At 66.4% G+C, this 22,943-nt stretch carries 19 protein-coding genes; 7 read left to right on the forward strand and 12 right to left on the reverse strand.

Annotated features, from left to right (window positions below; translation table 11 throughout):
* Window positions 1-9: 9 nt before the first annotated feature.
* Entirely contained in the window at window positions 10-2,634 is a 2,625-nt protein-coding gene (gene leuS / locus ACSQ3M_RS27540) for a leucine--tRNA ligase (protein ID WP_436153273.1), read from the reverse strand.
* 111 nt (window positions 2,635-2,745) lie between these two features.
* Between leuS and ACSQ3M_RS27545 the strand changes: the two genes are divergently transcribed.
* Window positions 2,746-3,417, forward strand: coding sequence for a YggS family pyridoxal phosphate-dependent enzyme (locus ACSQ3M_RS27545; RefSeq protein ID WP_436153274.1), 672 nt, complete (start codon window positions 2,746-2,748; stop codon window positions 3,415-3,417).
* A gap of 21 nt (window positions 3,418-3,438) precedes the next feature.
* Here the strand turns inward: ACSQ3M_RS27545 and ACSQ3M_RS27550 are convergent, their stop codons facing one another.
* Together ACSQ3M_RS27550 and ACSQ3M_RS27555 are read right to left on the reverse strand one after the other, a co-directional pair.
* Window positions 3,439-3,816, reverse strand: coding sequence for a VOC family protein (locus tag ACSQ3M_RS27550; protein ID WP_436153275.1), 378 nt, complete (start codon window positions 3,814-3,816; stop codon window positions 3,439-3,441).
* Window positions 3,817-3,945: 129 nt separating this feature from the next.
* Window positions 3,946-4,500: a L,D-transpeptidase family protein gene (locus ACSQ3M_RS27555; protein WP_436153276.1), complete on the reverse strand. Its 555-nt coding sequence runs from the start codon at window positions 4,498-4,500 to the stop codon at window positions 3,946-3,948.
* 194 nt (window positions 4,501-4,694) lie between these two features.
* Between ACSQ3M_RS27555 and ACSQ3M_RS27560 the strand changes: the two genes are divergently transcribed.
* Together ACSQ3M_RS27560 and ACSQ3M_RS27565 are read left to right on the forward strand one after the other, a co-directional pair.
* A complete protein-coding gene (locus ACSQ3M_RS27560; RefSeq protein ID WP_126114700.1) occupies window positions 4,695-5,381 on the forward strand; it encodes a response regulator transcription factor in 687 nt (228 codons plus the stop codon).
* A 7-nt stretch (window positions 5,382-5,388) separates the two neighbouring features.
* Window positions 5,389-5,853 carry a cyclic nucleotide-binding domain-containing protein gene (locus tag ACSQ3M_RS27565; protein ID WP_436153277.1) on the forward strand — a complete coding sequence of 155 codons (465 nt, stop codon included), beginning with the start codon at window positions 5,389-5,391 and terminating at the stop codon, window positions 5,851-5,853.
* 6 nt (window positions 5,854-5,859) lie between these two features.
* Here the strand turns inward: ACSQ3M_RS27565 and xth are convergent, their stop codons facing one another.
* The 3 genes from xth to ACSQ3M_RS27580 form a co-directional block, all read right to left on the reverse strand.
* A complete protein-coding gene (gene xth / locus ACSQ3M_RS27570; RefSeq protein ID WP_436153278.1) occupies window positions 5,860-6,675 on the reverse strand; it encodes an exodeoxyribonuclease III in 816 nt (271 codons plus the stop codon).
* Window positions 6,676-6,748: 73 nt separating this feature from the next.
* Window positions 6,749-7,576 (reverse strand): outer membrane lipoprotein carrier protein LolA, encoded by an 828-nt coding sequence (locus ACSQ3M_RS27575; RefSeq protein WP_436153279.1) that lies wholly within the window; start codon window positions 7,574-7,576, stop codon window positions 6,749-6,751.
* A gap of 150 nt (window positions 7,577-7,726) precedes the next feature.
* Window positions 7,727-10,297: a DNA translocase FtsK 4TM domain-containing protein gene (locus tag ACSQ3M_RS27580; protein WP_436153280.1), complete on the reverse strand. Its 2,571-nt coding sequence runs from the start codon at window positions 10,295-10,297 to the stop codon at window positions 7,727-7,729.
* A gap of 177 nt (window positions 10,298-10,474) precedes the next feature.
* Here ACSQ3M_RS27580 and ACSQ3M_RS27585 point away from each other — a divergent pair, with 177 nt between their 5' ends.
* Complete coding sequence (locus ACSQ3M_RS27585; protein WP_436153281.1) at window positions 10,475-10,816, forward strand: antibiotic biosynthesis monooxygenase family protein; 342 nt, start codon at window positions 10,475-10,477, stop codon at window positions 10,814-10,816.
* A 68-nt stretch (window positions 10,817-10,884) separates the two neighbouring features.
* Here the strand turns inward: ACSQ3M_RS27585 and ACSQ3M_RS27590 are convergent, their stop codons facing one another.
* The 3 genes from ACSQ3M_RS27590 to tesB form a co-directional block, all read right to left on the reverse strand.
* Complete coding sequence (locus ACSQ3M_RS27590; protein ID WP_436153282.1) at window positions 10,885-12,363, reverse strand: ammonium transporter; 1,479 nt, start codon at window positions 12,361-12,363, stop codon at window positions 10,885-10,887.
* A gap of 28 nt (window positions 12,364-12,391) precedes the next feature.
* Window positions 12,392-12,730 carry a P-II family nitrogen regulator gene (locus tag ACSQ3M_RS27595; protein ID WP_110493299.1) on the reverse strand — a complete coding sequence of 113 codons (339 nt, stop codon included), beginning with the start codon at window positions 12,728-12,730 and terminating at the stop codon, window positions 12,392-12,394.
* A 230-nt stretch (window positions 12,731-12,960) separates the two neighbouring features.
* Window positions 12,961-13,827: an acyl-CoA thioesterase II gene (gene tesB / locus ACSQ3M_RS27600; protein ID WP_436153283.1), complete on the reverse strand. Its 867-nt coding sequence runs from the start codon at window positions 13,825-13,827 to the stop codon at window positions 12,961-12,963.
* A gap of 117 nt (window positions 13,828-13,944) precedes the next feature.
* Here tesB and ACSQ3M_RS27605 point away from each other — a divergent pair, with 117 nt between their 5' ends.
* Window positions 13,945-15,198, forward strand: coding sequence for a ubiquinone biosynthesis hydroxylase (locus ACSQ3M_RS27605; protein ID WP_436153284.1), 1,254 nt, complete (start codon window positions 13,945-13,947; stop codon window positions 15,196-15,198).
* Between the two features lie 143 nt (window positions 15,199-15,341).
* On the opposite strand, the gene ACSQ3M_RS27610 is transcribed toward ACSQ3M_RS27605, so the two are convergent.
* Both ACSQ3M_RS27610 and ACSQ3M_RS27615 read right to left on the reverse strand, forming a co-directional pair.
* Entirely contained in the window at window positions 15,342-15,551 is a 210-nt protein-coding gene (locus ACSQ3M_RS27610; RefSeq protein WP_436153285.1) for a Trm112 family protein, read from the reverse strand.
* A 21-nt stretch (window positions 15,552-15,572) separates the two neighbouring features.
* The gene (locus ACSQ3M_RS27615; RefSeq protein WP_436153286.1) at window positions 15,573-20,411 is read right to left on the reverse strand and encodes an NAD-glutamate dehydrogenase; all 4,839 of its coding nucleotides are present in this window, start codon (window positions 20,409-20,411) and stop codon (window positions 15,573-15,575) included.
* Window positions 20,412-20,589: 178 nt separating this feature from the next.
* Here ACSQ3M_RS27615 and ACSQ3M_RS27620 point away from each other — a divergent pair, with 178 nt between their 5' ends.
* Window positions 20,590-21,183, forward strand: coding sequence for a peroxidase-related enzyme (locus tag ACSQ3M_RS27620; RefSeq protein WP_436153340.1), 594 nt, complete (start codon window positions 20,590-20,592; stop codon window positions 21,181-21,183).
* Window positions 21,184-21,499: 316 nt separating this feature from the next.
* Entirely contained in the window at window positions 21,500-21,868 is a 369-nt protein-coding gene (locus tag ACSQ3M_RS27625) for a DUF2794 domain-containing protein (protein WP_436153287.1), read from the forward strand.
* 82 nt (window positions 21,869-21,950) lie between these two features.
* On the opposite strand, the gene ACSQ3M_RS27630 is transcribed toward ACSQ3M_RS27625, so the two are convergent.
* Complete coding sequence (locus ACSQ3M_RS27630) at window positions 21,951-22,727, reverse strand: Bax inhibitor-1/YccA family protein (protein WP_436153288.1); 777 nt, start codon at window positions 22,725-22,727, stop codon at window positions 21,951-21,953.
* Between the last annotated feature and the right edge of the window lie 216 nt (window positions 22,728-22,943).

Raw genomic sequence — 22,943 nt, forward strand, 5'->3', positions numbered from 1 at the left:
GCTCCGGTCTCAGACGACGACATTTACGATCCTCCCCGGCACCACGATCACCTTGCGGATCGGCCGGTTCTCGAGAGCTTTGGCGACAGCCTCGGAGGCGCGCACGATCGCCTCGACCGCCACCGTATCGGCATCGGCGGGCACCGTCACCTCTGCCCGCTTCTTGCCGTTGACCTGTACCGGCAGCACTTTGCTGTCATCCTGTAACAAATCCGTTTCCGCCTCCGGCCAGACGGCTTCGCCGGCGAGGCCGGGCAAGCCGAGAGCCTGCCAGCATTCCTCGGCCAGATGCGGCATCATCGGCGCGACAAGCTGCGTGGCGATCATGGCGGATTCATGCAGCGCGAAGGCGATATCGGCGGGGACATCGGCCGACTCGGCTGCGGCGTCGAGGGCTTTGCCGATCGCGTTGGTCAGCGTGTAGATATGCGCGACGCAACGGTTGAAGCCGAGCCGCTCGATATCGGCGCCGACGGCATGAAGGGCGCGATGGCTCGCCTTGCGCAAGGCGAGCGCGGCTTCCGAGAAGCTCGCCGGCTTGGCGGGCGCCCCGCCCACACGTTCGCCGATCTCGGCGACGAGGCGCCAGAGCCGCTGCACGAAGCGGGCCGCGCCCTGAACGCCTTCGTCACTCCAGATCACGTCGCGATCGGGCGGCGAATCGGAGAGCATGAACCAGCGCGCAGTGTCGGCGCCATAGGAGGCGATGATGTCGTCGGGGTCGACGACATTCTTCTTGGACTTCGACATCTTCTCGATCGAGCCGATCTCGATCGGAGCGCCGGTGTCGATGTCGAAGCCGCGGCGCTCATTGCCGGCCGTCTCGATCCGGACATTGCCGGGCTCGACCCAGGAGCCATCCTCAGCCCGATAGGTCTCGTGGACGACCATGCCCTGGGTGAACATGCCGTCGAAAGGCTCGTCCAGGCCGGCATGGCCGGTCGCCTTCATCGCCCGCGTGAAGAAGCGCGAATAGAGCAGGTGCAGGATCGCGTGCTCGACGCCGCCGATATACTGGTCGATCGGCAGGAAGCGGTCGACGGCCTTGCGGTCGGTCGGGCTGTCCGTGCGCCAGGGATCGGTGAAGCGGGCAAAATACCAGGACGAATCGACGAAGGTGTCCATGGTATCGGTCTCGCGCCGCGCCGGCTTGCCGCATTGCGGACAGGCGACATGCTTCCAGCTCGGATGATGGTCGAGCGGGTTGCCGGGCTTGTCGAAGGAGACATCGTCGGCGAGCTTGACCGGCAGATCCTGCTCCGGCACCGGCACGACGCCGCAGCTCTCGCAATGGATGATCGGGATCGGGCAGCCCCAATAGCGCTGGCGCGAAATGCCCCAGTCACGCAGGCGGAAGTTGACCTTGCGCTGGGCGACCGGGCGGTTGCCGAGGGTTTCGGCTTCCAGGTGTCTGGCGACGTCTTCTTTCGCCTCCGGAATGGTCATTCCATCGAGGAAGCGCGAATTGATCATCCGGCCATCGTCGACATAGGCGGTATCGGTGATGACGAAGCTCGCCGGGTCCGCGCCCTCAGGGCAGACGACAGGGGTGTTCCCGAGTCCGTATTTGTTGACGAAGTCGAGGTCGCGCTGGTCGTGCGCCGGGCAGCCGAAGATCGCGCCGGTGCCATATTCCATCAGGACGAAATTCGCGACATAGACCGGCAAAGTCCATGACGGATCAAAGGGATGGATAGCACGCAAACCGGTATCGAAGCCCTGCTTCTCGGCCTTGTCGATGGCCTCCTGGGCGGTCCCGGTCTTCTTGCATTCCGCAATGAAGTCCTGCAGCGCCGGATTCGTTTCGGCTGCGGCCTTGGCCAGGGGATGATCGGGCGCAACCGCGATGAACTTCGCGCCGAACAGCGTGTCGGGGCGCGTCGTGTAAACCTCGACTTCGCTCTGGCTCAGAGGATTCGATTCGAGCGCGAAACGAACCAGCAACCCTTCCGAGCGACCGATCCAGTTCTTCTGCATCAGCCGGACCTTGTCCGGCCAGCGGGTCAGCCCATCGAGCGCGTCGTTCAGCTCCTGGCCGAACGCGGTGATCTTGAAGAACCATTGCGTCAGCTCGCGAAGCTCGACCGGCGCGCCCGAGCGCCAGCCGCGGCCATCGATGACCTGCTCATTGGCGAGCACGGTCTCGTCGACCGGGTCCCAGTTGACCTTGGCAGTCTTGCGGTCGACCAGCCCGGCTTTCAGGAAATCGAGGAAGAGCTTCTGCTGGTGCTTGTAATAGCTGGCGTCGCAGGTGGCGAGTTCGCGGCTCCAGTCGAGCGACAGGCCCATGGACTGCAGCTGGCCGCGCATCGTCGCGATGTTGGCATAGGTCCAGTCCCGCGGGTGGACCTTGTTGGCCTTGGCGGCGTTCTCGGCCGGCAGGCCGAAGGCGTCCCAGCCCATCGGGTGGAGCACGGCAAAGCCCTTGGCGCGCTTGTAGCGCGCGACCACGTCGCCCATCGCATAGTTGCGGACATGGCCCATATGGATGCGCCCCGACGGATAGGGGAACATTTCGAGCACGTAATAGCTCGGCCGCGGATCGTCGTTGCGAGTCTCGAAAAGCTTGCGCTCATCCCAGACCTTGCGCCATTTCGGCTCGGCTTCCTTCGGATTATAGCGTTCGACGGCCATGCTGATCGTGTCGTTCTTGCGTGATCGGAGTTGCGCGGACTAGGACACGAAGCAGCGCGCCCGGTCAACGTTCAGAACGGCTTGGGCGCCGTGCGTGGCGGACGAAAGGCGATGGCGATGCAGGATGTTGCGGCAAGGCTGCAGGAGACGCGGGCGGCGATCGCCCGCGCCGCGCGCGATTTCGGCCGCAAGCCGGAAGGCGTGACGCTTGTCGCAGTCTCCAAGACCAAGCCGGCGGAGGTGATCCTGCCGGCGCTGGAGGCCGGGCAGATCGATTTCGGCGAGAACTATGTCCAGGAGGCCAGCGCCAAATGGCCGGCGCTGCGCGAGCGTTTCCCGCAGGCCAGGCTGCACATGATCGGGCCGCTGCAGTCGAACAAGGCGCGCGAGGCTGTCGCGCTGTTCGATGTGATCCACTCGCTCGACCGCGAAAGCCTCGCCAAGGAGCTTGCCCGCGAGATCGAGCGGGCCGGCAAGGCGCCGCAACTGATCGTGCAGGTCAACACCGGCGCCGAGCCGCAAAAGGGCGGCGTGCTGCCCGGCGAGGTCGACGCCTTCCTCGAACTGTGCCGGACCCGCCATGGCCTGGCGATCGCAGGGCTGATGTGCATTCCCCCGGCCGAGGATCAGCCGTCGCCGCATTTCGCTTTGCTAGCCAAGATCGCCAGGCGCAATGGGCTGGCGATCCTGTCGATGGGCATGAGCGCCGATTACGAGGCGGCGATCCAGCTCGGCGCCACCCATGTCAGGGTCGGTAGCGCAATTTTTGGCGCGCGCGGCTGACGCCGCATAGACACCGACAGCCTAGATCGGCTGGCCGACGTCGATGCGGTTGCCGTCGGGGTCCTCGAAGACGAAGGCGCGCAGGCCGTAGTCCTGGTCGCGCAGGCCTTTGACGATGCGTAGCCCGTGACCGCGGCAGAGCTCGTGAAAGGCGTCGACATTGTCGACCATCATATGGGCGATGTTGAAGGGCGCGGCCTTGTGGTCCTGCTGCAGGGTCAGGTGAATCTCGGCCCTACCCTTCTTGAGGATCATGAAGCCGACCGGCTGGCCGTTCTCGAAGGTCTTGGTGAAGCCGAGCACGCCGCTATAGAAGGCGCAGGCGCGCTCCATGTCCTTGACGGGGAACATCGCGGCGACGCGGCCGAAGCCGATCTCGGTCGGGGCTGAATCAGTCATGGCACAGTCTCTTGCTGGGAACCGGCCTCGCTGAACGGGGCCGTGCCCGCGCAGTCCGGTGTTCCTAAAATCGATCATCGAGACGGTGCTCACGCCTAATATCGCCGGTCTGTGCCGGCTTGCAAGCGCTTAGCGCACCACGATGGCGCAGCGCCGCGCCAGCCGCGGGAGAACCTTGCCGAAGATGCCGCGGGTCACGGCAACGCAGCCGGCCGTTGGCGTGAAGCCCGGTCTGGCGAGATGCCAGAAGATGGCGCTGCCGCGGCCGCGCTGGACAGGCGCATCGTTCCAGCCGAGCTCGACGATGACGTCGTAGAGATGGTCGGCGCGGGCAAGCCGCTCCTCGGCCTTGCCGGGCGGGCGGTCGATCAGGCGGTTGTAGCGCCGGTCGTTCTGATCGTCGCACCAGGCGTCGCGCGGCGTGATGGCGCGGACCGGCAGGAGGCTTGATGGGCGGGGCAGCCTGTCGGCGCGGTAGAAGACACGGCGCAACGGCAGCTTGGCCCGCGGCGTACCGCCGTCGCCCTCGCGCTTGGTGACGACAATGCCGGAGCGGCCGAGGGCGCAGGGAAAGGTCGCGGAACCGGCGATCAGGAAGCCCTGGCGGCGATCACGCACCGAGCGCACCACGACGAGCCGGGTCAGCCGCCCGCCGGCTGCGGCGCCATCATCACGTTTTTTCACAGGACATCCATCTTGCGTGATCTGCCGTCCATTTGTCGCCATCCCGCGCGCTTTCCGTTTGACCGGTGCCAGCCGGACCGTCAGAATCTGCGCTGAACTCAATATGTTGGAGCCTAGGCCCTTCGCAAAGGCGGCTCCCACTTCTCCCGAACATGCTCTAATGTCGCGCAAACGCAAACGGGCTGAATCGCTCCATGTCGGCTACCCATCATATCCTGCTGGTCGATGACGATCAGACGCTGCGCGATGCGCTCGCCGAGCAACTTGCGCTCTATGACGAGTTCAAGGTGTCGTCGTCGCCGACCGCGACAGCGAGCCTCAAGGCCGTGCAGGCCGAGCGTATCGACCTCGTCGTCATGGATGTCGGGTTGCCCGACATGGACGGCCGCGAGGCGGTGAAGCTGATGCGCAAGAACGGCTTCAAGGGGCCGGTGGTGATGCTGACCGGGCAGGGCTCGGACGCCGACACCGTGCTCGGGCTCGAGGCCGGCGCTAACGACTATGTGGTGAAGCCGTTCAAGTTCGCCGTGCTGCTGGCGCGTATCCGCGCGCATCTGCGGCAGTACGAGGCGAGCGAAGACGCCATCTTTCAGGTTGGCCCTTACACATTTCATCCGGGGTCCAAGCTCCTGGTCAGCGCCAAGGGCTCGAAGACCAAGCTCACCGAAAAGGAGACGGCAATCCTGCGCTTTCTCTATCGCGCCGGCCGCAAGCCGATCGCGCGCGAGACCCTGCTGCAGGAGGTCTGGGGCTATAATTCGCAGGTCACGACGCATACGCTCGAGACCCATATCTACCGACTGCGCCAGAAGATCGAGCCGGATCCCGCCAATGCTCGGCTGCTCGTCACCGATGCCGGCGGCTACCGGCTGAACCCTTAAGCGCCGGATGTCCCTCAACGACGACATCACCTTGCTGGCCCGTCAGCCGCTGCTGGGCCTGATGGATCGCGATGCACTGCGCCTTGTCGCCTTCGCTGCCGAGACCCGGACCCTGCGCGCTGGTGACGTGCTGTTCCGGCGCGGCGAGGGCTCGGACGGGGCTTTTCTCGTCGTATCCGGGACGGTGGCGATAACGCGTGAGGATGATGGCCGGCCGGCAGACGAGGTTGTGGGACCGGGTGCGCTGATCGGCGAGCTCGCGCTGTTCACGGCGCTGGAGCGGCCGGTGACGGCGATCGCGCGCGAGCCGACCCAGGTGATGCGCCTGGCGCGCAGCGTGATGCGCCGCGTTCTCGGCGAATCACCCGATTCGGCGCAGGCGATTGCCGCTGCAGTCGCCGAGCGCCTGCACGACTTCAACAGCGAGCTCGCCTCGGTCGGAGCGGCACTCAGGGCGATCGACCTGCGCTGACGGCGGTCAAAGCTCCAGCTGGACCGTCACCGGGACATGATCGGAGGGGCGCTCCCAGCCGCGGGCTTCGCTCAGGAAGGAGAGGTCGCGCAGCGTCGGCTTCAGCCCGTCCGAAAGCCAGATGTGGTCGAGCCGGCGGCCGCGGTTCGAAGCTTGCCAGTCGGCGGCGCGATAGCTCCACCAGCTATAGAGTTTTTCCGGCTCGGGCCTGAGCGTGCGAGCAGCATCGATCCAGCCGAGCTCGCTGCGCAATTTCTCCAGCGTCGAGGTCTCGATCGGGGTGTGGCTGACGACGTCGAGCAGCTGCTTATGGCTCCAGACATCGTGCTCATAAGGCGCGATGTTGAGATCGCCGACCAGAATGCTCGGCCGGCCCGCCGGGTTACGGGCGATGCCCCAGGCACCGATCGCGTCGAGGAACTGCAGCTTGTGGGCGAATTTCGGATTAGCCTCGGGATCGGCAATGTCGCCGCCGGCCGGGATGTAGAAATTATGGATGGCAACGCCGGCAGCGGCGCCAGCGCCCTGGTCGAGCACGACGGTCATGTGCCGGGCGTCGTTGCGCTCGCACATCGCCATCGCCTCTTTCTCCGAGAAGGGCAGCTTCGAGACGATGGCGACGCCGTTATAGCCCTTGTTGCCGATGAAGGCCTGGTGGACATAACCGGCCTCAGTGAAGGCCTTCGCCGGGAACTGCTCGTCCGGCGTCTTGGTCTCCTGCAGGCAGAGGACGTCGGGCTGGTGGGTCTTCAGGAAGTCGGTGACCATCCCGATGCGCAGACGCACCGAGTTGATGTTCCAGGTGGTGACGGAGAGCTGCACGCGAGGGATCCGGCGGAAAGGGAAGCCGGAAACTGGGTCGTCGGCCTCCGAAAAGCAAGCGCCGCCGCGCCGCTCAGAGCACCCGCTCGTAGTTGATCACGAAGTTCTTCTGGTCAGGCCGGCGCTGGGTGTCGAGATTATAGACCGAGACCGAGGTCTCGTAGCCCTGCGGGTCGATCACCACCCATTGCCGCAGCGCGTTGGCGGCAAGGTCGAAGTTCAGCGTGATTTTCGAGGTGCCGCCCAAGGTCGAGCGGTCCTCGAGCTTGAGCGAGAGGATATCGCCCTTGGTGCTGACGCCGGTGACGATGCTGTCCTTCTCGAGGTTCATCTGCTCCTTGAGCAGGAACTTCAGCGGGGTCTGGCCGATCGAGTAGAGATCCTGGGTGGCGAGCTTCCGGTCGCGGATCGCCACCGAAGTCCCGTCGGCGATGACCTCCATCGTCACGGGCGGCCGGTATTCGAAGCGCATCTTGCCGGGGCGCTGGATATAGAGCTTGCCCTCGAAGCGACGCCCATCGGCGGCGAACTGGATGAAATCGCCTTGCAGGGTCGAGAAACCGTTGAAATAGGCGTTTAATCGCTCGACGGCCTCGGCTTTTGACAGCGGAGCACCAGGCCTCGACGGCTTGGCGGCTGGCGTGGCGCGCGGCTCATTGTTTGCGGTGACGACAGGCTCCTGCGCCGGTGCCGCTGCAGGCTGCGCCGCTGCCTCGGTCCGCGGCAGGCCGAGGCCGGCTGGCCGGATCGGCGGCAGGGGAAATGCCCGCTGGGCGGCTCGTGGCGCCGCCGGCTGCCCCGAGGGCTTGATGTCGAGCGGCTGGGCCAAGACCGGGCCCGACGCCAGCGCGAGCGCCAGGGCGGCGGCTGCGAGGGCTGGCATGGGCGAGAGGTGGGTCATGGAGCTCGGAGTCCGGTTGGCGGCCTTCTGGCGGAATATCGTGCCGCCAAGGCTGGCCGGCAAGGGTTCAACGCTTCAGTCGGCGGAGAAGTTGCACCGGGGTGATGGCATTTTCAGGACCGGTTTCGCGCCACTTGGCCGCACCCGCCCTCAGTCCTCGTCTTCTCTTGCTCTTCCGGCTTCGACGAGGATGTCGCGTTTGCCGGCGTGGTTGGCCGGTCCGACGATGCCTTCGTTCTCCATCCGCTCCATGATCGAGGCGGCGCGGTTGTAGCCGATCTGCAGCCGGCGCTGGATGTAGGAGGTCGAGGCCTTCTTGTCTCGCAGGACGACCGCAACCGCCTGCTCGTAGGGATCGTCGCTCTCGGCGCCCATCGCGCTCTTGTCGAAGACCGCGCCGTCCTCGTCCTCGGCTCCGGCGGCCTCGTCCTCGGCGGTGACCGCGTCGAGATAGTCCGGCCGCCCTTGCGTCTTCAGATGCGCCACGACCTTCTCGACCTCGGAATCCGAGACGAACGGGCCGTGCACGCGGGTGATCCGCCCGCCGCCCGCCATGTAGAGCATGTCGCCCTGGCCGAGCAGCTGCTCGGCGCCCATCTCGCCGAGAATGGTGCGCGAGTCGATCTTGCTCGTCACCTGGAAGGAGATCCGCGTCGGGAAGTTCGCCTTGATCGTGCCGGTGATCACGTCGACGGAAGGGCGCTGCGTCGCCAGCACGACATGGATGCCGGCGGCGCGGGCCATCTGGGCCAGGCGCTGGATCGTGCCCTCGATCTCCTTGCCGGCGACCATCATCAGGTCGGCCATCTCGTCGACGATCACGACGATATAGGGCAGAGGCGACAGGTCCATCGCCTCCTCCTCATAGATCGCCTCGCCCGAATGCTTGTCGAAGCCGGTCTGGACCGTGCGGGTGATGACCTCGCCGGCGGCAAGCGCCTCGCCGACCCGGACATTGAAGCCGTCGATGTTGCGTACACCGAGCTTCGACATCTTCTTGTAGCGCTCCTCCATCTCGCGCACCGCCCATTTCAGGGCGACGACCGCCTTCTTCGGGTCGGTGACGACGGGGGTGAGCAGATGCGGGATGCCGTCATAGACCGAAAGCTCGAGCATCTTGGGATCGACCATGATCAGCCGGCACTCCTCCGGCTTCAGCCGGTAGAGGATCGACAGGATCATGGTGTTGATCGCGACCGACTTGCCCGAGCCGGTGGTGCCCGCAACGAGCAGATGCGGCATGCGGGCGAGATCGGCGATCACCGGCTCGCCGCCGATGGTCTTGCCGAGGCAAAGCGCCAGCTTGTGCTTGGTGCCCTCGAAATCCTGGCTGGCGAGCAGTTCGCGCAGGAAGACGGTCTCGCGCTTGGCGTTGGGCAATTCGATGCCGATCGCGTTCTTGCCCTGCACCACCGCGACGCGGGCCGAGATCGCGCTCATCGACCGCGCAATGTCGTCCGCAAGCGAAATCACCCGCGACGACTTCGTGCCGGGGGCCGGCTCAAGCTCGTACAACGTCACAACCGGGCCGGGGCGGACTTGGCTGATCTCGCCGCGCACGCCGAAATCTTCGAGCACGCCTTCCAGCAGGGTGGCGTTCTGCTCCAGCGCGTCGGTCGAAACGGTGTTGGCCGGCAGCTTCTTCGGCTCGGCGAGATAGGTCAGCGGCGGCAATTCGAAGGTGTCGCGGTCGAGCAGCGAGGGTTGGGCCTCGCGCGACAGGCGCTTGCCGGGCTTGGGTGCGGTCAGCGGCGGCGTGACGCGCGGCGCGTTGAGGTCGCGCACGTCCTGCGCCTCGAACGGCTCGTCGTCGTCATAGGCCGCGGGAGCATTCGCTTTCGGCCTGACGGCCGCGGCGCGAGCGAGCTCGGGTGCGACGACAGGTGACCTATAAGGCTCCGGACCGCCGGTGAAATTCGGTTCGCGGCGGACCCGCCCGCTCTGCACCGGCACGGGCATCGACCCGGCACTCGCCGATGCCGGCTGTGGTGGTCGCGGCAGACGGCGCATGATCGCGGCCTTCAGCGCCATGGCGCCATGGGCAAGCCAGCCGATCAGGATCACCGACAGGCCGGGCTCGTCGTCGCGGCGGTCGTCCGAATCGGCCCAGGCCGGATCATCGTCACTGTCGAGCTCGGGGTCAGCGTCAGTGACGAGGCCGAAGCCGGCCGCGGCCGTGACCGAGAGGATAGCGATACCGGCGAAGACGAAGGCGACGAGACCACCGAGCGCGGTGCCGGAGAGCCCGACGATATTGCGGGTGCCATGCAGCAGCGCATCGCCGATCACGCCGCCCATGCCGGTCGGCAGCGGCCAACGCGGGGTTGCCGGCAAAGCGCTCGCCACCGCGGCGGTCGAGACGATGCCGATGACCCAGAGCACGAGCTTGAGCGCGCTGCGATCGAAGAGATGGAAGCGGATCAGCCTGAGCGCCCAGAGCAGCGGCGGCAGCAGCAGTGCGACCACGCCGAGGCCGAGCAATTGCATGGCGAGATCGGCAATCATCGCGCCCGGCCGGCCGAGCAAGTTGCGCACGGTGCCGCGCGTGGCGTTGTTGAGGCTGGGATCGTCGACCGACCAGGTGGCGAGGGCGACCGCGACGGCGACCATCAGCGCGAGCATCGCCATGCCGCCGATCTCGGCAGCGCGGCGCGACAGGAACTCCCGCACCGGATCGGGCAGGCGGTCGATCAGCGATGAGGAGCGTCGGATCGTGCGCATCGGGCCGTGGTCTGCGGGCATGAGGAAGGCGGCCGAGACCGCCCCATCGAACCGGCAGGTTAGGAAGGTCCGGTTAAGGCGCGCTTAACCTTGCGCTGCCGCCGCGTGCTGTCGCGGGCCTCGGGAACGATGGCGCGACCAAAGCATTCTTCGACAAGCACCAGCGAGGAGGGCGACATGACCGATGGCGAGAACAGAATTGCGAGAATTGCCCGGATCTGGCGTGGCCGCACCGTGCCGGAAAAGGCCGATGCCTACGCGGATTATCTGCTCGAGGTCGGCGTCAGGCCGCTGGCCAGAAAGGCGCTCGGCGCGCAGATGTTCCGCGAGGATCGGAAGACCGAGAGCGAGTTCGTGACGATCTCGTACTGGGAGAGCGTCGAGGCGATGTCGCGCTTCGCCGGGCCCGATCCACGCAAGATCCACCATCTCGAACGCGATGCCGAGTTCCTGATCGAATTGCCGCAGGCGGTGCAGGTTCTCGAGATCGTGCTCGATCGCGCGGAAAGCCGCGATTGAAGGGCGCCAACAGAAAACCCCGGCGGTTTCCCGCCGGGGCGCTGTCTTATCGGAGGTAAAGTCCGCGCTCAGTCGTGGTAGGCGCGCTCGCCGTGCTCGGCGATGTCGAGGCCCTCACGCTCCTGGTCAGCCGGGACACGCAAGCCGACAATCACGTCGACGATCTTGTAGAGGATCGCCGAGCCGACGCCGCTGAAGACCAGGGTGAATAGCACCGCCTTGAGCTGGGCCATGAAGGCGGTCCCGAACTCGTAGGTTGCGGCGACCAGCTCGCCCGGCTTGGTCGCATAGTCGGGGATGCCCGCGCCGCCGAGCGCCTGGTTGACCAGGATGCCGGTGCCGAGCGCGCCGATGATGCCGCCAATGCAGTGGATGCCGAAGACGTCGAGCGAGTCGTCGTAGCCGAGCGCGTTCTTCACGGTCGAGCAGAAGACGAAGCAGACGGCGCCGGCGATGAGTCCGAGCACGATCGAGCCCATCGGTCCGGCGAAGCCCGCGGCCGGGGTGATGGCAACGAGGCCGGCGACCGCACCCGAAACCATGCCGAGCATGGAGGGCTTGCCCTTCACGGCCCATTCGACGAACAGCCAGGCGACCGCCGCCGCCGCGGTGGCGACGAAGGTGTTGATCATGGCGAGGCCGGCGGTGCCGTTGGCTTCGAGGTTGGAGCCGGCATTGAAGCCGAACCAGCCGACCCAGAGCAGGGCGGCGCCGATCAGGGTCATGGTCAGCGAGTGCGGGGCCATCAGTTCGCGGCCGAAGCCGATGCGCTTGCCGATCAGGACGCAGCCGACCAGGCCCGCGATACCGGCGTTGATGTGCACGACGGTGCCGCCGGCGAAGTCGAGCGCGCCCCACTTGAACAGCATGCCGGCATCGGCGTTGACCGCGTCGAGCGCGGCCTGGGCTGCGGCCTTGCCGTCAGGGCCGGCCTCGGCCAGCGCCTTGGCGGCGTTGCCGACCGCATCAGGCCCGCCCCAGTACCAGACCATGTGGGCCATCGGGAAATAGATGAAGGTGACCCAGAGCACGATGAAGAGCAGCAGCGCCGAGAACTTCATGCGCTCGGCGAAGGCGCCGACGATGAGGGCCGGCGTGATGCAGGCGAAGGTCATCTGGAAGGCGATGTAGATATATTCCGGGATGACGACGCCGTTGGAGAAGGTCGCGGCGGTCGAATTGGCGTCGACGCCGCGCAGGAAGGCCTTGGAGAAACCGCCGACATAGTCGTTGAGGCCACCGCCATTGGTGAAGGCGAGCGAATAGCCGTAGATGATCCACAGCAGCGAGACGATGCAGACGATGGCGAAGACCTGGGTCAACACCGAGAGCATGTTCTTGGAGCGGACGAGGCCGCCATAGAACAGAGCGAGGCCGGGCACGGTCATGAGCAGGACGAGGATCGTCGAGCTCATCATGAAGGCGGTGTCGCCCTTGTTGGGCACGGGGGCAGGCGGTGCAGCGGGAGCTTGCGCCAGCGCGGCGCCGGCCATCGCGGCGAGCGCCAGCCCGACCAGCCCGGCCCGGTTAAGGGTCTTGATGTTCATCGTGTAACTCCTGGACGGAAGGTCGGGATCAGAGGGCGTCGCCATCGGTCTCGCCGGTGCGGATGCGCACGGCTTTCTCGATCGACGAAACGAAGATCTTGCCGTCGCCGATCTGGCCGGTGCGGGCAGCAGCGGTAATCGCCTCGATCACCTTGGGGACGAGATCGTCCGTGACGGCGACCTCGATCTTGATCTTCGGCAGGAAGCTCACGGCGTATTCGGCGCCGCGATAGATCTCGGTATGGCCCTTCTGACGGCCATAGCCTTTGACTTCGGTCACGGTCAGCCCGTGCACGCCGATGGCGGTGAGCCCGTCGCGCACCTCCTCCAGCTTGAACGGCTTGATGATAGCCATCACGATCTTCATGGCTGGGTTATCCCCGCTTGTGCGCGCCGGACCGCGGTCCAAGCGACGTCGTTGCGCCTCTCGCGCCCTTTCGAGCCAGGCGCGTCGGGGTGGACCTATCAAGCGGCGTGCCAACCGGAAGATGTGGCGCGCGAGCGGGCAATGCCGCGATTCCGCCATGATCAGGCGGATCTCAGCGGGCTCTAATGCCTAAGAATTAGGCAGATGCTGTGAAAGCAGGCGGCTTTCGCTCAGACGCGGTCGGGGCGGGGTCGGATCAGCCCTTCCTGCGCGACCGAGGCGACCAGATGCCCCTCCCGGTCGAAGATCAGCCCGCGCGAGAAGCCACGCGCACCGGAGGCCGAGGGACTGTCCTGGGCGTAGAGCAGCCAGTCATCGGCGCGGAAGGGCCGGTGGAACCAGAGCGCATGATCGAGGCTTGCCGCCTGGATACGCCGGTCGAAGACGCTGGTGCCATGCGCGATCAGGCTGGAATCGAGCAGCATCAGGTCGGAGGCATAGGCGAGCACGCTCTGGTGCAGCGCCGGCTCGTCCGGCAGCTTCTGCGAGGCCCTGACCCAGACGTCGAATCTCGGCTCCCGCGATCCGTCTGCGGCGTAGCGGCTCATCTCGACCGGGCGGATCTCGATCGGCCGCTCGCGCCGGTAATAGGCTCGCACCGCCTCGGGCATGTGCGGCAGCACGTCGCGTTCCATGCCGTCGCGATCGGGAAGCTCTTCCGGCATCGGCACGTTGGGCATCGGCATCTGGTGGTCGTAGCCGGGCTCGGCGATCTGGAAGGATGCCGACATCGCGAAGATCGCCGCGCCCTTCTGCAGTGCGAGCACGCGCCGCGTCGTGAACGAGCCGCCATCGCGCAGGCGCTCGACCTCGTAGACGATCGGGATCTGCGGATCGCCGGGCAGCAGGAAATAGGCGTGCAGCGAGTGCGGCTGGCGCTCCTCGACCGTCTTGCAGGCGGCATAGAGCGCCTGGCCGATCACCTGGCCGCCGAAGACCCGGGTCCAGCCATTGTCGGGGCTGCGACCCTGGAACCGGTTGTGTCCGAGCGGTTCGAGATCGAAGATCGAGAGCAGGGTGTCGGCGGCGCGGGTCATCGGCGGGAAACTGGCTTGGCGCGGGCTTGCGGCCCGGGCCGGCTGTAGGCAAGACGGCAGGGTTGCATCAGCAACGAGCGATCTGGCCGCGTCAAGCGGTGCGATGCGAGGAAGGCCATGGTGCAGAGCCCCGAAAATGCGAGCCAGCGCATCGTCATCGCCGGCGGCGGCGTCGCCGGGCTGACGCTAGCGGTCGCGCTGAAGCAGGCGCTGGGCGAGAGCTTCCGCATCATCGTCGCCGATCCGGCCTTGGCCGCGCCGGCGCGAGCCGACAGCCGCGCCTATGCGGTCGCAGCGGCGGCGCGCAACATGCTGGAGGCGCTCGGCGTCTGGCGTCTGGCGGAAACGGCGGCGACGCCGATGACCGAGATGGTGATCACCGACAGCCGCACACCGGATCTGGTACGGCCGGTCTTCCTCAGCTTCGACGGCGAGGTCGAACCCGATCAGCCCTTCGCCCATATGGTCGAGAACGGCGCGCTGATGGCGGCACTACTCCAGGTCTCGCGCGCCAATGGTGTCGAATTGCGGGCCGAGGGCGTCCGCTCAAGCGCAGTTGACGACGGCGGTATGGCTGCAGTGAACTTCGCGAGCGGCGAGAGCCTCGATTGCGCCTTGCTGGTCGCGGCGGACGGGGCGCGTTCCAAGCTCCGCGAACAGGCCGGCATCGGCTGGGTCGGCTGGTCCTATCCGCAATCGGGAATCGTCGCGACCATCGGTCATGAGCGGCCGCATGAGGGGCGGGCGGTCGAGCATTTCCTGCCGTCTGGCCCCTTCGCGATCCTGCCATTGGCCGATGGCGGCAAGCTCGGCCATCGCTCCTCGATCGTCTGGACGGAAGCGAGCGAGAACGTCCCGGCGCTGCTGGCGCTCGACGACAGCGACCTCCTGCTCGAAGTCGAGCGCCGCTTCGGCCTGGAGCTCGGCGAGATCACCATGGAAAGCCGCCCGGGCGCCTATCCCTTGTCCTTCGGCGTGGCGCGCCGTTTCGTCGGCGACCGGCTGGCGCTGCTCGGCGATGCCGCTCATGTCATCCATCCGATCGCCGGCCAGGGGCTCAATCTCGGGCTGAAGGACGTCGCGGCCCTCGCCGAGGCGATCGTCGATGCCGCCCGCCTTGGCCTCGATGTCGGCGGTTCGGACGTGCTCGAGACCTACGAGAAGGGGCGGCGCTTCGACACGGTCGCCATGGGTGTCGTCACCGACGGACTCAACCGGCTGTTCTCGAACGATTCGACGCCGCTCAGGCTGGTGCGCGATCTCGGGCTCGGCCTGGTCGAGCGCATGCCGGGGCTTAAGCGCTTCTTCATCCGCGAGGCGGCCGGATTGGGAGGATCGACGCCGCGCCTGCTCAAGGGCGAGATGCTGTAGGCACTACCTGTTGCCGTGACCCAGAGTCAGACCCGGTCATACCGAGTCGGGCCGGACGGTTATCGGCAGGTCGCGCACCAAGCTTCCGCGGTCCTACCGAATCTTACTTGAGTCAGCCCAAATAGGAGACGTGATTTCCGGCACTACCCTTCCAGCTGACGTGCCTCTTCCGGCAGCATGATCGGGATGCCGTCGCGGATCGGATAGGCGAGCTTGGCGGCGCGGCTGATTAGCTCCTGGCGAGCGGCGTCGTATTCGAGCGTGGCCTTGGTGACCGGGCAGACGAGGATCTCCAGCAACTTCGGATCGATCCGCGTCGCAGCCGGCATCGTACTCTCGTCTTCGGGGCTCATCGCCAAACTCTCTTCTCGGCCTTATCGGCGTGGCAGATCGGCCAGCATACCGGCCGCCACCATCAGCTTTGGCAGGGAGAGGCCGGACATGGCAATGGCCGAGACGGTGGCGCGGGTGCGTTCGGCGTCGGCGCCCCGTTCTGCCAGCCAGTCCTTCAGCGCATCGGGGCCCGATTTGCCGGTGGCGATCTCCTGTGTCAGCCCAGCATGGGCGTCGGTCAGCGTCTCGACCGCGCGCTGGCGTGCCAGGCGCTCATAATCGTCGGTCGCCGGCACGGCAGCGGCCGCCGAGGCCAGTGTCGAGAAACCGAAGACCGAATCGGCAGCGAAATGAATCCGCGCGACGTCGACGATGTCGCGCTTGGTGCGGCTCGCGATGTCGACGATGTCGGTTGCCTCGGCGAGCCAGGGCAGGCTGGCGACGCGCACCGCCAGCGGCTCGGGCACGCCCTCGGCGGTGAGCGCGGCGATGCGGGCATTGCGCGCCTGGGCCGCTGCCTCCGGCAGCAGCTCGGCTAACGCACCTTCCAGCGCCGCGACGCCCTTGGCATAGTGCGCCACGGTCTGCTCGATCGCGCCCGGCGTGGCGACGCCGCGGCGCAGGAACCAGCGCATCCGGTCGACGACCAATTCCTGCGCGGCGGCATAGAGCCCGGTTTGGGTCTTACCCGGCAGCTTGGCGTCGAGCGCATCGATGGCGCCGTTCAGCGCGATCAGGTCGAAGGAATCGCGAGCGACGGCGTAGGCGGCGGCGATCGCCGGAGCCTCGGCGCGGGTCTGGTCGGCCAGCGTCGAGACGATCGCCGGGCCACCGCGATTGATGATGGCATTGGCGAGCTGGGTCGCGACGATCTCGCGGCGCAGCTTGTGGCCGGCGATCTCGGGGCCATAGCCCTCGCGCAGCGGCTGCGGGAAATAGCGGACGAGCTCGCTCTTCAGATAGGGATCGTCGGGAATGGCCGATTCAAGCAGCGCGTCGTGCAGAGCGAGCTTGGCATAGGCGAGCAGGACCGCGAGTTCCGGCCGGGTCAGGCCCTCGCCGCGCTTTTCGCGCTCGATCAGCATCGCGTCGGATGGCAGGTACTCGACGCTGCGGTCGAGCCGGCCGTTTTCCTCGAGCTGCACCATCAGCCGGCGCAGATGCGGTGTCGCCTGGATGCCCTGCGCCTCGGTGAGCGAGAGCGCCAGGCTCTGCAGGTAATTATTGCGCAGGACGAGCAGGCCAACTTCGTCAGTCATCTGCGCGAGCAAAGCGTTGCGCTTCTTCTCGGGCAAGCGGCCGTCGCGGACGGGGTCGGCGAGCGCGATCTTGATGTTGACCTCGACGTCCGAGGTGTTGACGCCGGCGGAGTTGTCGATCGCGTCGGTGTTGAGGCGCACGCCCTGGCGTGCCGCCTCGATGCGGCCACGCTGGGTCGCGCCGAGATTGGCGCCCTCGCCGATCGCCTTGGCGCGCAGATCGGCGCCGGTGACACGGATCGCGTCATTGGCGCGGTCGCCGACCTGGGCGTCGGTCTCGTCGCCGGCGCGGATATAGGTGCCGATGCCGCCGAACCAGAGCAGGTCGACCGGCGCCTTCAGGATTGCCGTCATCAGCTCGGCCGGCGTGACCTGCGCCTTGTCGAAGTCGAGTGCCTGTCGCACCTCGGGCGAGAGCGCAATGCTCTTGGCCTGGCGCGAGAAGATGCCGCCGCCCTTGGAGATCAGGGACTTGTCATAGTCGGCCCAGGAGGAGCGCGGCAGGGCGAAGATGCGCTGGCGCTCGGCCAGGCTCTTGGCCATGTCGGGATCGGGGTCGAGGAAGATGTCGCGATGGTCGAAGGCGGCGACGAGCTTGATCGCCGGCGAGAGCAGCATGCCGTTGCCGAAGACGTCGCCGGACATGTCGCCGACGCCGGCGACGGTGAAGGGCGTCGTCTGGATGTCGACGTCGATCTCGCGGAAATGGCGCTTCACCGCCTCCCAGGCGCCGCGCGCCGTGATGCCCATGCCCTTGTGGTCGTAGCCCTGCGAGCCACCGGAGGCGAAAGCGTCGCCGAGCCAGTGATGCTTCTCGACCGAGAGCGCATTGGCGGTGTCGGAGAAGGTCGCGGTGCCCTTGTCGGCGGCGACGACGAGATAGGGATCGTCGCCGTCATGGCGGACCGTGTCCGGCGGCGGCACGACCGTCTCGCCGTCGAGATTGTCGGTGAGCTCGAGCAAGGTGCGCACGAAGATGCGGTAGCTCTCGGTGCCCTCAGTGAGCCAGGCCTGCCGGTCGCCCGCCGGCGGCAACTGCTTGGGCACGAAGCCGCCCTTGGCGCCGACCGGGACGATGACAGCGTTCTTGACCTGCTGCGCTTTGACCAGCCCGAGCACCTCGGTGCGGAAGTCCTGCGACCGGTCCGACCAGCGCAGGCCGCCGCGCGCGACCTTGCCGAAGCGCATGTGCACGCCCTCGACGCGTGGCGAATAGACGAAGATCTCGTAGAGCGGGCGCGGCAGCGGCATGCCGTCGACCTGGCCCGAGGCGAACTTGAACGAGATCGTGCTGCGCGGATGCCCGTCGGGGCCGATCTGGAAGAAGTTGGTGCGCTGACCTGCGTCGATCAGATTGACGAAGCGGCGCAGGATGCGGTCCTCGTCGAGGCTGGTGACGTCGGCGAGCGCGGCTTCGATGCGCTCGCGCTCGGCTTTCACCTGCTCGGCCCGCTTCTTGTCGGAGAGGCGCGGATCGAACTTGGCGATGAAGAGCTTGACCAGCCCGGTGGCGATGCCGGAATGGCGAGTCAGCGCATCGGCGATGTAGTCCTGCGCATAGGGTGCGCCGACCTGGCGCAGATAGCGGCCGAGTGCCCGCAGCAGCGCGGCCTCGCGCCAGGCGAGGCCGGCGGCGAGGACGAGCTGGTCGAAGCGGTCGGATTCGGTGAGGCCGCGGAACTGCGCCATCAGCGCCGCCTCGATCGTCGGATCGAGGTTCTCGATGTCGATCTCGCCGCCGCTGGCGCGCTCCAGCGTCATGTCGTGGAGCCAGACGCGCGCATCCGAGCCGGTCGCTCCGTTCTGCTGCGGCGTGATGTTGAAAGTCCGCTCGTTGACGACGCGGAAGCCCATGTTCTCCAGCATCGGCACGCGTGCCGACAGCGAGATCGCAGCGCCGCGCGAGAACAGCTTGAGATTGGCGCGGGTCGGGCCGTCGCCTTCGCGACGGTAGAGATTGACGGCGCGCGGCCGCTCGTCCGACAGCTTCTGCAGCATGTCGATATCGATCAGCGCATCCTCGGCGGAATAGCGCTCGCGATAGGCTGCGCCGAAGGCCTCGGCATAGCGCTCGGCCAGCGCACGCGCCGCGGGGCCGGCCTTCTGCGCGTCGAGCGCGTCCTTCAGCCCATCGCCCCAGGTGCGGACGATTGCGGCGATGCCGGCCTCGAGCGTATCGCGGTCGATCTTGGGCGTGCGGCCCTCGTCGCGGCCGATGATATAATGCGTGCGGGCGAGGGGCCCTTCCGGATAGGCCGGATAGGCGGCGGAGACGCGGCCCTGATAGATGCGGGCGAGGAATTCGCCGACGCGGCGGCGCACGGTGGTGTCGTAGCGGTCCTTCGGGATGAAGACGAGCGCCGAGACGAAACGATCGAACTCGTCGGCGCGGGCGAGCGCGCGGATGCGCGGCCGCTCGGTCAACTGCATGATATCGAGGGCAAAACGCTCGAGCGTCTCGATGTCGATCTGGAAGAGCTCGTCGCGCGGGAAGGCGTCCAGCACGTTGTACAGAGCGCGGCCGGAATAGCTCGACGGATCGAAGCCGGTGCTCTTGAGGACGCGCGCGATCTTGAGGCGCAGATAGGGAATGGAGCGGGCGGTGCCGGTATATGCGTTCGAGGTCAGAAGGCCGACGATGCGCAACTCGCCGTCGAGCCTGCCATCGGCGGTGAAGAGCTTGATCCCGACATAGTCGAGATGGACGCGGCGATGGACGCGGCTCTTGACGTTGGCCTTGGTGATGATCAGCGCCTGTGGCTTGGCCAGGAAGGCGCGAATCTCAGGCGTCATCACCACGAGTTCACGATTCTTGCGCAGCACCCGCACATCCGGGTCACGCAGGATGCCAAGGCCGGAGGAATCGACGGGGTCGGCGGCGGTGTCGCCGCCGGCGAAGCGATAAGCGCGCACGCCGAGGAGGGTGAAGTTGTCGCTGGCGATCCATTCCAGGAAGTTCAGCGCTTCGGTGACCTCGTCCTCCGGCAGCGGCGGCGGGTTGGCGCGGTAGGACTGGATCACTTCGGTGATGCGGCCGCGCATTGCGGCCCAGTCGTCGACGGCGAGGCCGACATCGACATAGACGCGGGCGAGGCCCGCGGCGAGCCGGTCACGCGCCTCGGCGGTGTCGATCCGGTCGAGATGGATATGGATCAGGCTCTCGCGGCGCGTGCCCTCGACGGCGCGACCGGCGGCTTCACCGGCGAGCGATTCGAAGGTGCCGTTGTCCTTGCGCACCACGGCGAGGATGGGGTGTGCGACGAGGCGTGGCTCATAGCCCTGCTCGGCCAGCTCGGCGAGAGTGGAATCCAGCAGGAACGGCTTGTTGTCGTTGACGACTTCCAGGATCGTGATCTGGCGTTCGCGCCCATCCTCCTTCATGGCCTCGTCGCGGAAGCGCAGATTGGGCTGGCCGGGCTTGCGCCGACTGGTCAGGTGGGCATAGGCGGCATCAGCGGCACGGGCGAGCAGGTCGGCGGGCAGCGCGACGAGATCCTCGGCGACGGTTCGGCCATAGAGCAGCTTCGGGAACTCTGGAGGCATCGCCGAGCCGAGCTCGCGAGCGGCGGTCTCGATTGCGATCACGGCTGCAGCCGTGGCATTCGCTTCCCGCTTGGCCATCGTCGTCTTCCCCCTGCTATTTTGCCGCAGCGATGACATAGCTCACCGGCGGCTGCAACTTTGGTCGTATCGCGACAGCCAGATTGCACCAATATGGCGCAGAAGCGGCAGGTACCAGCCGATCTGCGCAGATATCAGCGCGAGGAGTGCAGAGATGACGAAGAAGCATGACAAAGCGATGGTGGGCGAAGCGCCGGCGAAACAGGACGCGCCGCCTGCCGTGATGGCACTCGCGCTGCCGCGAGCCGAACTCTCGCAGGAGATGCAGGCCTATTTCGCGAAATGCGAGGAAAAGCTCGGCTATGTGCCGAATGTCCTGCTGGCTTATGCGCATGACGATGCCAAGCTCCAGGCCTTCGCCACCTTCTACAACGACCTGATGCTGGCGCCGTCCGGCCTGTCGAAGCTGGAGCGCGAGATGATTGCGGTCGCGGTCTCCAGCGTGAACCGCTGCTATTACTGCCTCACCGCACATGGCCAGGCGGTACGCCAGCTCTCCGGCGATCCGGTGCTCGGCGAGATGATGGTGATGAACTACCGTGCCGCGCAGCTCTCGCCGCGCCATCGCGCCATGCTCGATTTTTCGGTGAAGCTGACCGAGACGCCGCATCGAATCGAGGAAGAGGACCGGGAGGCCCTGCGCAAGGCCGCCTTCAGTGAGCGCGACATCTGGGACATTGGCGCGGTCGCCGCCTTCTTCAACATGTCGAATCGGATCGCCTCGGCGGTCGATATGCGGCCAAACCCCGAATATCACGTCGCGTCACGCTAAAGCTTCCAGCCAAAGAAAACGGCCGGCGGAAACCGCCAGCCGTAAGTTAGCCTGGACCAGTGGCCCGACCCGCCGCAGCGCCGGAGGGGCTGGGGGGCTGACGTGTCCGGTGCCGGACAGGTCGGGCCGTCTAGGCAACGAACGGAGTTGAATGCCGCAACGGGGCGCTCGCTTGGCGCAAGCGCGGCAAAATCATGGCAATCGCTATGAAGGTGAGGGAAGGCCTCGGCGCCGTCATCAAGCTGTCTTGCCAAGCGCCGGGGGGCGGGCGCATCATCCCTTGCCGGGTAACGTCAGGTGATGAAGAGGAGGAGCGATGAGCGAAAGCGAAACTCCACCAGCGCAGCGAGCGGGCGCGGTCGTCGCCTTTCCGGCTGCCGCCGCGCCCTCTTCCGTCACCTTCGACCGCCGCGAGCTGAACGAGTTGCTCAACCTTTATGGCCGGATGGTCGCGGCCGGTGAGTGGCGCGACTACGCCATCGATTTCCTGCGCAACAAGGCGCAGTTCTCGGTCTTTCGCCGCGCAGCCGAGGTGCCGCTCTACCGGATCGTCAAGGATCCTTCGCTGGCGCGGCGACAAGGCACCTATTCGGTGGTGACAGCGACCGGGCTGATCCTGAAGCGCGGAGCCGAGCTGAGCCGGGTGCTCAAGGTGCTCGACAAGCGGCTGAGCGTGGTGAGCTGAGATCGCCGCGCACAGGCTGGCCCACAAAGAAAAAGCCCCGGCCTTGCGGCCGGGGCTTCGTGTTTTCAGGCTGTCGCCCTGATCACTCCTGCTTGGAACCGAAGAGCGAGAGCAGCATCTGGAACATGTTGATGAAGTTCAGGTAGAGCGACAGGGCGCCGTTCACCGAGAGCTTCGCAGCCGACTCGGAGTCGAGGTCCGAGTACAGGTACATTTCCTTCAGGCGCTGCGTATCCCAGGCGGTCAGGCCGGCGAAGACCAGCACGCCGATCACCGAGATGGCGAAGGACAGCGCGCTCGAGGCCAGGAACAGGTTCACGACCGAGGCGATCACCAGGCCGATCAGGCCCATGATCAGGAACGAGCCCATGCCCGACAGCGACTTCTTCGTGGTGTAGCCGTAGAGGCTGAGGCCGCCGAAGGCCGCCGCGGTGATGAAGAACACCTTGGCGATCGACTCACCGGTGAAGACGACGAAGATCGACGACAGCGAAATGCCCATCACCGCCGCGAAGACGAAGAACATCGCGCGGGCCGTCGACGAGCTCATGCTCTCGGCCTTGAACGAGAAGAAGAAGATGAAGGCCAGCGGCGCCAGCATCACCACCCACTTCAGCGGGGAAAGGTAGAGCGCCTGGCCGAGTGGCGTCAGCGCGGTGACCTTGCCCGAGGGCGAGTAGCCGGCGATCGCCAGCATCGAGATGCCGATCGCCATCAGGCCAGTGATGGCCAGGCCAATCGTCATGTTGTTGTAGACGCCGAGCATGAACGAGCGCAGGCCCTGGTCCAGCTCGGCAGCGCTGGTCTGCTGTGCGCGGCCGGCACCCCAGACTTGAGCGTTGCGGTCGAAATCGCTCATGGAGAGAATTCCCCTTGAAACTTTGCCTGGCGGACATCGCCATTGCGACGCCCACCGTCGCGCACCATCGTGGCGACACCCGGAAATATGATGGGGATCACGCGGCCTTACAAGAGGCAAGCATGGTTAGCGCCGCCGCCGGCATAGAATTTCGCCGGCCAGTCGATGCAACATTACGCTCCGTTCATGTTTATGCCGCGCTGCGGTGAGTCAGAA

The organism is Allobosea sp. LjRoot90, assembly GCF_964254315.1.
Lineage (GTDB): Bacteria > Pseudomonadota > Alphaproteobacteria > Rhizobiales > Beijerinckiaceae > Allobosea.